The sequence below is a fragment of the Brotonthovivens ammoniilytica genome (genome assembly GCF_025566885.1).
Taxonomy (GTDB): domain Bacteria; phylum Bacillota; class Clostridia; order Lachnospirales; family Lachnospiraceae; genus Brotonthovivens; species Brotonthovivens ammoniilytica.
This window is the reverse complement of the sequence record NZ_JAOQJQ010000002.1, coordinates 99,925-112,644: the sequence shown is the minus strand read 5'-3', so window position 1 is coordinate 112,644 and position 12,720 is coordinate 99,925. Positions and strand designations below refer to the sequence as shown.

Below are 12,720 nucleotides of genomic sequence, written 5' to 3'. Positions count from 1 at the left end.
TTTAAAAATCACCATTTTCGATTTTTTCTGATCTTCTTATATTTTTTACCAGAACCTGACTTACCTCTAAAAATTCTGTTTTTGTTTGCAAACAGCCAGAGTACCGCAAATAATACTGCCGCAGCCACCACAATAATAACAATTATATTCCGCAGAGTGCTTTTATTTATTTCCTTGCTGCTATCTGCCGAATCTTCACCATCCGTATCCGCTGCTGTACTTAAAAGACTTCCTTTAGAAAATTCAAAAGGTTCTACAGATGCTCCGGTAGTTACCACATCAGCTTTCCCTGCCACCCGGTTACCATATTTGTAAACCAGAGTTCCAAGTACCGTATCATTTACATTATCGTAGGAAACATCCACAGATGTATCATCAAAAGAAGCTGCCTTAGGTAAAATAATCTCTGCATCACTGTCCAGTTCTGCAAAAGGCTGCGTTTGTGACAGCTTTAAACTGTCAGTCTGAGAATTGTTTGAATACCGTTTCTCATTCTGGGCCACATTGTACATTTTGAAATTATTAAAGCAGTAATCAAATAGCTTTTCCGTATCTGCATACTGGGCAGAAGAATTGCTCCTCATAACTACACAGATTAACAGCATCCCGTCTTTTTCTGCATATGTGACCAGTGTATTTCTGGCGGCCACTGTATAGCCTGTCTTGCCTCCGATGGCATATTCATATAAATACCTGCTGGTACGATTAGAACAAATCATGGCATGATGGTTGTACATGGTAAGTTCCTGATCTTTTTTATTTGTCTTTGGAAGCGTATATGTCTTTGTGCTGATCAGAGTTCTGAAATCATCATTTTTTATAGCTTCTCTGGCAATCAGCGCCATATCATAACAAGTGGTATAATGCTGTTCATCCGGCAGTCCGTTACAGTTATTAAAATGAGTATTTTCACACCCTAGTTCTTTTGCCTTTTCATTCATCAAATCCACGAACTTGCTGTAGTCACCGCCTCCAATATGTTCAGCTACCGCATAGGCGCATTCATTGGCTGACTCTAACATTACCGCATAAAGGCAGTCCTTCATAGTCAGCTGCTCCCCTATATCACGGGCAACTCCGGACCCTTCTGTTTTATAAATCGCATCCTGGGAAAATGTAACGATTTCATCCGGTGAACTGTTCTGAAGCGCCAGCATCGTTGTCATAATTTTAGTAATACTTGCCGGATAACTTTTTTTCTTACAGTCCTTCTGATATAAAATAGTACCAGTAGACGCCTCCATAACAATAGCGTTCTCCGAATCAACAGATACACCTTCGGGCCATTTTTCCGCAGCATTTACTGATATACTTGCTGTTCCTATACACATTACGCCTGTAATCACCAGACATAACAAACGTTTTATCTTTTTCATAATGTCTCCTGCATCACAATTTCTCTTTATGTTATAATCTTATATAGTATAATATGATTTACTTTTTATAGCAACCTATGTAAAATGAAAAAGAAAATATTTTATCACGGAAAGGAGACGCATCCATTATGCGGTTAAGAAATATACCCGGCTCACGGGAAGTTATCGCAGACCATCCATCCTGTATTCTGGAGGAGAATCCACAAAAAGGAAACTGGGCTGATATCTTTGGAAATTCCAATCCCATTCACATTGAGGTTGGCATGGGAAAGGGACGTTTTATCATGTCTCTTGCCCGCCTGAATCCGGATATCAACTACATAGGAATCGAAAAATATTCCAGCGTCCTTGTGCGGGCTCTTGAGAAACTGGATGAAGACCCAATTGACAATATCCGATTTATTCGAATGGACGCTGAAAAAATAAATGAAATGTTTGCTCAGGATGAAATATCCAGGATTTACCTGAACTTTTCCGACCCCTGGCCTAAAGACCGTCATGCAAAACGCCGTCTTACCTCAGAAACATTTTTAAAACGCTATGACAATATTTTAAAAAAAGAAGGTCATATAGAATTTAAAACCGATAACCAGGATCTGTTTGACTTTTCACTGGAACAGGTAGCACCTGCCGGCTGGAATCTGGCTGCTTCTACCCGTGATCTTCACCATGATAAAGTGTTAAATCAGGGAAATGTCATGACCGAATATGAAGAGAAATTTTCTTCTCAGGGAAATCCTATCTTTAAGATGATTATAAACAGATAAATAAAAATCCTGTAAATAAGCGCTTCTTAGCCTGGGCTGGGCCGCCTCAGCGGCATATTTTTATCCAGCCCAGTCCTTAACGAAGCGCTTTTTATTTCAAACTCATTTCTACAGAAATATCATTGCCTTTTACTTTAATATCGGCGTAACTTCCACAAATCAGCGGCATCATAGGTGCAATGTGCCCCAAATCCACATCCATAACAACAGGAACTTCATATTTTTTTAATATCCCCATAACCGCTTCATACTGGTCAAGGCCCATCAGTTCCTGTCCGTGGCACAATGGACGTCCAATCAAAAATCCTTTTACATACCGAAACCATCCCGCATGATCTATCTGCCACAAGGCCCGGCGGATACTCATTACATTCAGATCACAAGCTTCCATAAACCAGATAATTCCGTCTTCTTTATACGTTTCTGTAAAGTCTTTTACTCCATCAAACTTTGTTCCCAGAAGATTCACAAGAATATCCAGACATCCTCCCAGCAGGCGGCCTCTCATTTTTACTTCCGGCTGCGGAAATGTCCTCAATACCCTTGGTTCTGTTACATGATAAGGCTTAAGAGGATGTTCCTCATCCTTCAGCGATTCTTTTTCCCAGAAATCATAACCGCATACCACCTGTTTTTTTCCTCTCAGAACATCCCAGGCGTCATATATGGCCGGATGCCATGGTTCCATTCCAAAAGCCGCCGCGCATGGGCCATAGATAGAAGCCGTATCACAAAGAGTTGTCAGTAAAAAGGTAAAATTAGTATTATCCGAATATCCCATATACCACTTGGGCGGAGCCTGTCTGATTTTATCAAACTCCAAAAAATCCAGATCTTCACACATCAGCTCTCCGCCGCCGCAGGAAATTAAAACATCATTTTCCTCTGAACAATAGTAATCCATCAGCTCTCTGCCGCAGCTTTCCGGCGTGCTGCTGATTCCAATGCCACTGCCCTCATAGCAATTGGGTCCCAGCGCGGTCTGATATCCCATATGCCAAAATCTTTCCAGCGCATGATCAAAAGCAGTCCGGTAAGGCTCTATATTACAGCCAAAAGACGGCGCAACAAATCCAATGGTTCCATTCTCTTTTAAAAATTCCGGATATCTCATATTTCCTCCATTGTTCCTTTTGATTTACTGTAATAAAAAACGAATATAGTCTTTTACATATTCTACATTTTCCGTCTGTCTGCTGACCATTAAGTACACTGGCTGTGTACTGTCAACTCCATATGACTGAAGTGTTTTTGACCCTTTAAGATTTAATCCTGTATTATTTGTAATCAGATCCTGATATTCTTCAGTATCCTCTGTAAAAAAGTCTTCCAGATTCATAAACAGCCCAGAATCATCATATACTTCAAAAACTTCCTGATCTACAATTACCGCATCCAGCACAGGCGCCGAATTATATACAGAAAATCTGAATTCTCCATAAAAATCGCTGGTATTTCCACTGGGATCAATTTCCATAGAAGTATCTACATCCACTTCATCAAATTTATCATCATTTCCAATAAATGTTTTATAATCAGCAGCCATCTGTTCTCCGTCACACTGCATACTGTTGACTACTCCCACATAAAGAATCTGGTCATATCGGAATCCAAGCAGCCAGTTTACAACAAGTACTCCAATAATGACAAAGAACAAAATCATTCCCATTTCCAGCTTATAATATGTCCAGATATAATCTAAACGTTCTTTGCCCTTCATGGATTTTAACTGCTCTTTACGCATCTGCCGTTTTTCTTTTTTTGTCATATCAGATTCATATCGCCGCTCACTCATAAACCTCTTCCGCCTTATCGTTTTCTAACAGTATATAAAATTCCTTCCGTTACAGCAAGACCTTTCTTTCTGCCGGAAAATCCCTATATATCTCTCACTATAATTCTATTGATTTACAACACAACAATTTTGTTTATTTATTTAGAGGCCCCCAAAACCCGCTAAAATCAAGGGTTTGAAAAAGTACTTCCAGAATTTTCGGTGAAATTTGACGGCCGGATGGAGTAACTTTCAACAAATATGGTGCAAATTCCGGAAAATACGGGGTTTTATGTGGATAAATAAGAGTTATCCACTGTTTTTTTGGCGTTTCTCCATGAAAAAAAGGAGTTAGCAGATGTCTGGCCTTTTTTCCGGAGGTTTTTGGAGTTTGATTTTAACTTCAGGAAAATTTGGAGTGGAAACTCCGAATTTCTACCTATTAATAATATAATCACTGATTTCACCTAATTTCAGGAAAATTTGGAGTTTGAATAGACAGTTAGCCCATTTACTTCCAGAAAAAATGGAGTTCGAATATTTTTTTCAATTTTTACTTCCAGAGAAAATGGAGCTTTATTTATTATTTCTGGTGTTTTTGGAGTTTTAAATCTATAAAAATGGGAAAATGGAGCTTCCCTGCCTTAACTTCTGGTAAAAATGGAGTTATTAAAGTGTTTTTTGGAGTTTGAACTCCAAAAAACCCAGAAGTTTAAATTTTCAGACAAAATTGCTGAACCCGCATTTTTTTAGCAAATGAAAAATTTTTGCTTTTATATTCGGAGGTATCCGGAGTTTTTCTCCTGAATATTGACCATCAGCATACTATTCTTCAGAGTTTTTCGGAGTTTTTAATTTTACTTTTATATAATTTCAGAGAAATACGGAGCTTTTCCAGAGAAATACGGAGCTTTTTTCGGAGAAATACGGAGCTTTTATATTGACACCGAAGAATGCTGTCGATATAATGTAAGAACTTGCGATATCGAGAGGCAGGATTTACCACTATGAAAGAAGAAGAGATTAAAAAACACGAACTGGAATGTTTTCGCAATGAAACCATTACCCGTTCAAATTCACTGATTACTGCAAAATACAAAAGTTCTCTGCTGGAAAACAAGCTTATGGTTCTGGCTCTGAAACGCTCAAAAAAAGACACTTTAAACCGTCCTTCTGTAGAAATCAGTGCAGAAGAAATCCGCAAGCTTTCCGGAAATACCGGCGGCAGTTTTTACGGACAGTTAAAACTGGCGGCCAAATCAATGGCCAACCGGACTATTTTTATAGAAGATGCGGAAAAAAAGCAGTTTAAAGTCATTAACCTGATTCATGTTGCCGAGTATAAAAACGGAATGTTTTCTATTCGTTTTACACCGGAAGCCAATGAATATCTGGACGATCTGAGGGATAATTTCACTACCATGAAACTTACAACGCTCTTTGTATTTTCCAGTAATTATGCTTACCGTCTGTATGAAATCCTGAAAATGCACGAATACAAAATAGGGAAAGACAATACCCCTATTGTTATTAACTATTCTCTTGCGGAGCTGAAGCTTGAGATGAACTGTGTCAATACAGAAGAAAAAGCCATCCAGAGAGAACTGCAGAAAGATACTCCCGATTACGAACGGATTGTAAATGATATTGCAAAAGAAAAGCATCTTGAAAACTACTCTGATTTTCGAAAAAATGCTTTAGATGTGGCTAAAAAACAGATCAATGAATTATCGGATCTTTACATTGATTATAAACCGGTGCGCAGCGGCCGGGGCGGAAAAGTTGTTGCTGTAGATATTTATCTCCAGCGCAATGTAAACAATAAAATGTACGCCATTACAGAAGACGGCACGGAAGTAGTCACAGAAGAATTACTGGAACCAGAAAACATGACAGAGCTTATTCTGGATATTATTGACTATATTACTGACGTTAAAATTTCTTCCAGGGATGCAGGAATTTTACTGAAAGACGCCGGCTACAATGCAGACGCTGTGAAAAAGGCATACGATTTATCCAAAACCCAGACAGAGATTAAAAATTTTATGGGATGGATGCGCAAATGTATCAAAGAAGACTATCAGCCTTCCATTGAAACTATGAGCGGCAGTCAGGAGGCCGCCAGACAGGTAAAAGAAGTCCATGAGGATATCGAGTCCAATAAAATGTCCCTTTCAGTAAAAGTATGGGAAAAAACAAAGCAGAAAGACAACTACCCGGCCTTTCTTCAGTACCTTGACAGCCAGGGGATTTCTGAAGATATTATTGACGCCATTTATTCTCCGGAAGAATGTCTGAAATTATATGTAGACTGGGTAAAGATGAGCTGAAAAGATAATATGGAAAAAGGAGCAGTTTTTCAGGGCAGAATGCATCCTTCTGCAAAGTCAGATTTTCAAGTCCGGCTTTCAGAAGGGTACATCTGCAAAAGAAATCCGCTCCTTTTTTGATAAAATAAAATTTAGCTTATTCATTTATTGGCAAAAACTCTGTTTCTGTATGATTCATATCTGAATCCGGAGTATATGTTATTATCATTTTGTCTCCTCTGACAGAAAAGTCCAGAAGATCATATTCACAGGTATAAATTTTTTGTCTGTTTTTCATGCTGTAATCTGAGCGGTATATGGTTCTCATATCTTCTGTATAATAAAATACCGTATCATCCATTTGAAAAACGATATAATTTCCACTGCCCACTGCTTTTGATGGATACGGCTCTTCACACAAATAAATTTTTTCATCAGCAGCAGAAAATAATACTTTGTTATGGTTACCATATACAGACATAACCATCTTATCAGATATCAGTTCCGTCTGCCTGTCTGAGATGGAATATTTTTGCAGCATATATTTTTTATTAATGTAATAAATATTTCCATTCATAAATACAAAATTGGAATCATAGATATCATCAATTAATACCTGCTCTTTACCATTTGTTAAGCTGACCTGGACAATATCATCTCCTCGGAACAGATATAGATATCCCTGTTCCACCCAAAATCCATGAATACTGAAGTTCTGCATCTGCTGGCTGGTATGCACTGTCAGAACAGATTCTTTATAAAGATTTAAAAAATTTGTTCCTTTAATAGAATGATTCTGTTTGCGAATTAATATCTTATCTGAGCCTGTATTTAACTCCAATGCATGTAATTCATAATCCAGCAGTTCCTGCTCTGTATTTATTTTTTTTAAATAATAGCATATGTTTCCCTGGACACCGCTGATGAGAATATTGTCATATGTCTCTTTTGTGGCAAAGGGATCTGCCAGCAGCTCCTGATCAGAAAGAGAGCCGGTATCTGTTTTATACCATACTTGATGATCCAGATAAAGCGTCCACTGATCCGTACTTTTAAGCACCTCATTTAATCCTTTTTGATAAGTTACAGGATCCGGATTGCTATTACTATTTTTTTGTACACTGCAGGCCGGAAGAAATAATAACAATCCAAAAACCAGACATAATGGTCCTGCTTTTTTTAATAGCCGTTTTATTTTTCTAAAGTTCTTATACCGTATCCATGCGGCCAGATAAAGCAATCCCATAATAATCAAAGCTATGCCGCATGTTTTTTTTACAGATAAAGCAGAAAAAAAGTCCTGCATCCCAGTATCCTCATTCCATACACCTGTAATAAACCCATTTCCCCATAAAAAAGACGTGGGAAGCGGAAGCTGAAATAGTTTACTTTCTTTAAAAATAAACAATGGTATACAAATAAATGCCACTGATAAAACACCGGTATTCAGCAGTCTGCGGCACCATACAGATAAGCTCATAATCAGCAAAGCCGTATATGCTGCTCCTATTATCCTTAAAACAAGTAAAAGCCCTGCAGCACTCAGACAGGAAACATTCCAGGGATGTCCTGCAAAAAGTTCCTGCACACTTTGCAGAGGATAGGAGGCCCCCTCCAGACCAAAATAGATTTCTGTGATGATAAATTTAATTGCTATCTGGACAGCTGTACATACAGCTGCAAATAACACCCCTGCCAATACTCTGCTGTGATACAACCTGCTGCCGCCGCTTCTGGTAGTCTGGTTCAGCATATCCATATCCCGCTCATAATCAATAGAAAATACAGGGAGTACTCCCACTAGTATAATAACCATCAGCAGAATATCCATGGAATTACTTTTGAAAAAACCAATCCAGCCGTTCTCATAAATCCAGTATCTTTGTTCCGGATTTTCAGAAATATATAAAAGCTGATTCTCCAGCAGATTAATAATCTGTTCATGAGACAAAAGTTCCTCTGATTCTTCTGATGTCCGGTAAAACTCCTCTTTTCCTGCTTCTCCCCTTATATAACGGTCAACTGTCTCATTTTGTTTTTCTTTTGCTTTTTGAACCTGCTGGAACAGGTCATTAACAAATACTTTTTTCTCTTCTGTATGGGGACCGGAAAGTACTTCCATATATTCTGTGTACTGTACCTTATCATCTTCCACAGCATAAATGATGTCTCTGGAATTTCTGATTCCTGAAACTGACATTATGATTTCTGCCAGAATAAAAATAATCAACAGCAGTATTCCTCTTCGTTTTATTAAAATGTGATATATTTCTCTACCTGCTAACTGCATCTCTCTTTCCCTTTATTATTACAAAAGCCATAACAATATTAATTCCTGTATATAACAGCAGCAGTATATAAATCATCAGCAGCGGAAAACCCCCGATATTTACAGCAGAATACTCCTTAAAAAGTACTGAATTTTTAATCAGAAGTACTGGGCTGAAAGAAAATGACGTATATACTGTAATCAAAACAAAAGCTGCCGTAATCAGGCCGCCGCTGATAAAAATTAACAGTACATTAGAAAATATTGCAGAACAAATATAAATTAGAAAGGCAATAACCAGATTCCCCACAAAACGTATCAAAATACTTACAAAGAAAAAGGCAATAATTTTCATATGTACCGGTGTAAAACAAAAATCAGATATTGCATACAATGGCTGTCCCAATCCATCCAGATCTCCAAAAACTGCAAATCCAATCAGATCCGTAATAGAAAAAAACACTGATAATATCAGCGTTAGAACTGCCAAAAATGCGGTTTTTGCCCCGCGAACCTGCCACTGTCCATGACTGCAGGTTGCTGACAGCCGGTCCATACCTCCCTTTCTTTCATATACCCTGATATAAGGAACCCCAAGAAGCAGAAAAATCAGTATTATTCCCTGAGAAAAGTCATATTCTAACAATGCTTTTTCATCGTCCATGTGATAAAAAGCTTCCAGCTTCCGATGAGAATAATACCTGGTAATCTGTTTATTTTTTTTCTTTTCGAAGGAATCCAATTTGGCATTCTCTACATTATTTTCGGCTTTTTTTATGACCTGCTGTATATTTTCCTCATAATTATATGCATACTCCAGTGCATCATAATCATCTAAATAGATTCCATAATACGGATTGGTCTGATCTGCCTGCTGTACCTCTTTTACAAATGCAGATACTTTTTCATTGATGATCGGACCTTTGATTTTACTGTATACCTCTAACTCCTGTACTGAGTTTTCAGGAATAATCTGGCTTTTTATATAACACAAATTTATGATGGTAAAAACACATAACAGGAAAAAGAAGAACTTATTTGTTAAAAATTTTCGAAACTCATATTTCAACATAATAGTCACCCTAACTTTTTTGGATATAATACAAGAATGCCTCCTCCAGATTTGGTGAAACTTTTTGTCCCCCTTCCGGCGGACATTCATCCTCTCCCAATACAATTCTCATACGGGTTCTATTTCCGTCAAATATCATATTACTGACGGTATATGTCTGAGTAATCATTTCAATATCAGATTCATCCGGACAAAGTTCTACTACTTTTTCTTTTACCTGCTCTAACAGCATCCTTGGTTGTCTGGCGGCCAGAATTTTTCCTTTATGCATTAATATCACATGATTTGCTGTTAATTCCACATCCTGTACAATATGTGTAGCAAGAAGCACAATTTTATTTTTTGATATTTCGGATATTAGGTTACGAAACCGGATTCTTTCATTAGGATCAAGCCCTGCGGTAGGTTCATCCAAAATAATAATCTCAGGATCATTTAAAAGTGTCTGTGCAATTCCAAGCCGCTGCCGCATTCCCCCAGAAAAATTACCGATTTTTTTTCGTTTTTCCTGCTCCAGATTCACACTGCGTAAAAGCTGACAAATCCGTTCTTTCTGCTCCTTTTTTGGAATATGCTTCAAAATACACATATACTTTAAAAACTCTTCTGCAGAAAAATCCGGATAATAAAAAGCATATTGAGGCATATAGCCTACTTTATCCCGAAATCTGCTGCCAAGCTTTTGAATATCTGTTCCATTATACAAAACGCTGCCGGATGCAGGAACAAGCAATGTTGTAAGTACACGGATCAGTGTTGTTTTCCCGGCTCCGTTTTCACCCAGCAATGCATAAATTCCCGGCTCCAGTTTCAAATTAATATGATCTAAAATTGTATTTTTTCCAAACCTGACAGTTACATTTTTTATTTCTAGCATAAATTCCTCTTAATTTAAAAGTAATATAGAATCTGATTTATCAGCCATCAGTCCATTTACACTGGTATCCAGCTCATATGGCACATAGCATGCATAAATTGTGTTATTTTCCTTTAAGTTTAGATCTTTTGGGGAAAAATACGCAGACACTACAGCCTCTTCTGTCTTTGATGCTGTAACCTCCGCATAATCATTTCCCTGAAAAGCACCTTCTACTAGCTGATTATTAATCAGCAGACATAGCCGGTATTTTTTCTTATCAGCCGTCTCCCCCTTAAGATGGATATCTAAAGATGTCTCATCTTTGGCCTGCATCATATCTGTAATCTCCGTATCTCCCTGAAAAATCCTGCATAGATAACTGTGTTCATCTGTACTGACACTCTGTGTTTGAAACTCCTGATAAAATTTCTTTTGGTTTTGAAGCTCATCTGTACAAAGGACCCACTGTCCAAATGGTGTTCCATGTCCGTAATTCCCATACGCCATATTATCTTTTGTTGCTGTAAAATCAGGTTCAAAAACCGCCAGAGCATTGATTTGATGTTTCTTTCCGGATACGCCGATTTCAGGTGTAAAATAAAAATGAAAGCTTTCTTTTGATGCAGGTTTTAACTTCAGTGTGTGCATGACCTGAAGCTGCTCCTGATCTTTGGTCTGGTATTTTTGCAAAATGCCATCCACAAACAATAATACCCCTGCCTGGCATTCTGTATCTCCATTTTCAAATTCAATTTCGACATCAGCTTCTCCATTTGTACAGTTCAGTTCTTTTGTTTCTTCATTTCCATTGACAATTCCAAATCCATAAGAAGCCTGAATAGAAGAAGTATCCTGCTCCATTGCCTGACTGTCAAAGGGATTTTCTTCTGCGGCAGTACTGGTGATGCTGCTTTTTTCTGCTGGTTTTGTCTGGCAGGCTCCTAAAAACATACAGCCTATCAGAAAAAATACCGCTGTCTTTTTCATTTTATTTTACTTCCTCCATTTCATAACTTTTCAGTGTATACTCTCCATCAGTATCACAGACAGAGATATAAACCTTATCTTTTACTACGATCAGCCATTCTATAAAATTATCAACATCAAACTGTTTTATAATTTCACCGGATGAACTGTCATATATGTGAAGACTATTTTTTATTACTTCTTCTTTATCATCTATTATATTGCTGCAAATATTTGCTCCGTCTGCCGAAATGTAAACATTTCCACTTTCTAAGTTTTGATTAAACTGAAACTTCTCAAAAGTACCATCATTGTAGAAAATATCTGCATAACCATTTCTATTCTCTTTTACATTATTATTTTCAGAATCAAAATACAGGCATCCATTTAAAAAAGGCCGCATTTCCATCTGCACTTTTGTTGTTTTTAATTCTGACAATGTATTTTTCCCAAGATCATAGACCCCGTAACACATTTTAAATTGATCGGAAGATGCCGTTATATATTCTCCGGTAAAATATAACAAACTGCCGTCATAGGAACAGGACATTTCTACAAAATTGTTCAGCTGATACTGGTTCTCTGTATTGGCCGTTGTTTTAAATAATAATTTTTGATCCTGAAACTGATAATCTGTCTGATACAGACCCATATACCAGGTATCATTTTCATAGATGTCAGTTCTGCAATAATAAATGGTTTTTGTATTGGGATCTACACAGTAATTCTTATTTAACCCATGGCTGAAAGCAGAGAATTCCTCATGACCGGTAAAACTTATTTCATCCTCCACTTCTAGATTTTCATTTAATACCATAAATTTGTTATCTGTATATAAAACATATCTGCCTTTAAATATATCAATATTACTGAAATCAGAAATATCTGAAAATACCTGTGATGTTTTTAGCTGTCCGCTGATTACATTCATCAATCCCATATGAACCTGTTTATCCAGCATTCCCGCAAACAGCACGTAATCATCATCTGCGTACATACGTGATAAGCCATATTGTTTTGCAAACTGCTGCACATCCAAAAGCGCATCAGACTGATCTGATATATTTGAATTACTTACATCTTTATCACTTTCTTCTGCAGATTCTGAAGATAATATATTATTAGAAGACCCGCAGCCAGCAAAAGTCAGAATAACAGTTATCATTAACAAGACAGATATTATTTTTTTCATCTTTGTATAACTCCTTGCCGGGCTGCGGCATAAAAGCCGCAGCCCATTTGATTAATAAAGTTTATTTGCTACATAAAAATATAATATGTAAGAAATATATATAGTTTTTATACAACATGTCACTGACTTATCTAAA

10 protein-coding genes are annotated in these 12,720 nt (G+C 37.3%); 2 read left to right on the top strand and 8 right to left on the bottom strand.

The genetic code is table 11. The annotated features are described in order from the left end of the window. Positions 1 to 8 precede the first annotated feature (8 nt). Positions 9 to 1,376 carry a D-alanyl-D-alanine carboxypeptidase family protein gene (locus OCV88_RS04975; RefSeq protein WP_158424480.1) on the bottom strand — a complete coding sequence of 456 codons (1,368 nt, stop codon included), beginning with the start codon at positions 1,374 to 1,376 and terminating at the stop codon, positions 9 to 11. Positions 1,377 to 1,504: 128 nt separating this feature from the next. On the opposite strand from OCV88_RS04975, the gene trmB reads away from it, so the two are divergent. Beyond that, positions 1,505 to 2,143, top strand: a complete 639-nt coding sequence (gene trmB, locus OCV88_RS04970) for a tRNA (guanosine(46)-N7)-methyltransferase TrmB (RefSeq protein WP_158424479.1) — start codon at positions 1,505 to 1,507, stop codon at positions 2,141 to 2,143. Between the two features lie 91 nt (positions 2,144 to 2,234). Here the strand turns inward: trmB and OCV88_RS04965 are convergent, their stop codons facing one another. Both OCV88_RS04965 and OCV88_RS04960 read right to left on the bottom strand, forming a co-directional pair. Beyond that, positions 2,235 to 3,257, bottom strand: a complete 1,023-nt coding sequence (locus OCV88_RS04965; protein ID WP_158424478.1) for a S66 family peptidase — start codon at positions 3,255 to 3,257, stop codon at positions 2,235 to 2,237. Positions 3,258 to 3,281: 24 nt separating this feature from the next. Further along, positions 3,282 to 3,938, bottom strand: coding sequence for a hypothetical protein (locus OCV88_RS04960; RefSeq protein ID WP_158424477.1), 657 nt, complete (start codon positions 3,936 to 3,938; stop codon positions 3,282 to 3,284). Positions 3,939 to 4,924: 986 nt separating this feature from the next. On the opposite strand from OCV88_RS04960, the gene OCV88_RS04955 reads away from it, so the two are divergent. Continuing rightward, positions 4,925 to 6,247 carry a replication initiation protein gene (locus OCV88_RS04955; RefSeq protein ID WP_158424476.1) on the top strand — a complete coding sequence of 441 codons (1,323 nt, stop codon included), beginning with the start codon at positions 4,925 to 4,927 and terminating at the stop codon, positions 6,245 to 6,247. A gap of 136 nt (positions 6,248 to 6,383) precedes the next feature. Here the strand turns inward: OCV88_RS04955 and OCV88_RS04950 are convergent, their stop codons facing one another. From OCV88_RS04950 to OCV88_RS04930, 5 genes are read right to left on the bottom strand one after another with little or no spacing between them, the layout of a single operon-like run. After that, positions 6,384 to 8,516, bottom strand: coding sequence for a hypothetical protein (locus OCV88_RS04950; protein ID WP_262590748.1), 2,133 nt, complete (start codon positions 8,514 to 8,516; stop codon positions 6,384 to 6,386). Further along, the gene (locus OCV88_RS04945; RefSeq protein ID WP_158424474.1) at positions 8,500 to 9,567 is read right to left on the bottom strand and encodes a hypothetical protein; all 1,068 of its coding nucleotides are present in this window, start codon (positions 9,565 to 9,567) and stop codon (positions 8,500 to 8,502) included. The genes OCV88_RS04950 and OCV88_RS04945 overlap by 17 nt, the downstream gene beginning before the upstream one ends. A 10-nt stretch (positions 9,568 to 9,577) precedes the next feature. Further along, the gene (locus OCV88_RS04940; protein ID WP_158424473.1) at positions 9,578 to 10,444 is read right to left on the bottom strand and encodes an ABC transporter ATP-binding protein; all 867 of its coding nucleotides are present in this window, start codon (positions 10,442 to 10,444) and stop codon (positions 9,578 to 9,580) included. Positions 10,445 to 10,453: 9 nt separating this feature from the next. Beyond that, a complete protein-coding gene (locus OCV88_RS04935) occupies positions 10,454 to 11,413 on the bottom strand; it encodes a hypothetical protein (protein WP_158424472.1) in 960 nt (319 codons plus the stop codon). Position 11,414: 1 nt separating this feature from the next. After that, the gene (locus OCV88_RS04930) at positions 11,415 to 12,584 is read right to left on the bottom strand and encodes a hypothetical protein (protein ID WP_158424471.1); all 1,170 of its coding nucleotides are present in this window, start codon (positions 12,582 to 12,584) and stop codon (positions 11,415 to 11,417) included. Positions 12,585 to 12,720 lie beyond the last annotated feature (136 nt).

What these genes read in the sequence shown, in the direction of transcription:
- OCV88_RS04975 (WP_158424480.1), bottom strand. Translation starts at nt 1,376, where the DNA reads ATGAAAAAGATAAAACGTTTGTTATGTCTGGTGATTACAGGCGTAATG.
- trmB (WP_158424479.1), top strand. Translation starts at nt 1,505, where the DNA reads ATGCGGTTAAGAAATATACCCGGCTCACGGGAAGTTATCGCAGACCAT.
- OCV88_RS04965 (WP_158424478.1), bottom strand. Translation starts at nt 3,257, where the DNA reads ATGAGATATCCGGAATTTTTAAAAGAGAATGGAACCATTGGATTTGTT.
- OCV88_RS04960 (WP_158424477.1), bottom strand. Translation starts at nt 3,938, where the DNA reads ATGAGTGAGCGGCGATATGAATCTGATATGACAAAAAAAGAAAAACGG.
- OCV88_RS04955 (WP_158424476.1), top strand. Translation starts at nt 4,925, where the DNA reads ATGAAAGAAGAAGAGATTAAAAAACACGAACTGGAATGTTTTCGCAAT.
- OCV88_RS04950 (WP_262590748.1), bottom strand. Translation starts at nt 8,516, where the DNA reads ATGCAGTTAGCAGGTAGAGAAATATATCACATTTTAATAAAACGAAGA.
- OCV88_RS04945 (WP_158424474.1), bottom strand. Translation starts at nt 9,567, where the DNA reads ATGTTGAAATATGAGTTTCGAAAATTTTTAACAAATAAGTTCTTCTTT.
- OCV88_RS04940 (WP_158424473.1), bottom strand. Translation starts at nt 10,444, where the DNA reads ATGCTAGAAATAAAAAATGTAACTGTCAGGTTTGGAAAAAATACAATT.
- OCV88_RS04935 (WP_158424472.1), bottom strand. Translation starts at nt 11,413, where the DNA reads ATGAAAAAGACAGCGGTATTTTTTCTGATAGGCTGTATGTTTTTAGGA.
- OCV88_RS04930 (WP_158424471.1), bottom strand. Translation starts at nt 12,584, where the DNA reads ATGAAAAAAATAATATCTGTCTTGTTAATGATAACTGTTATTCTGACT.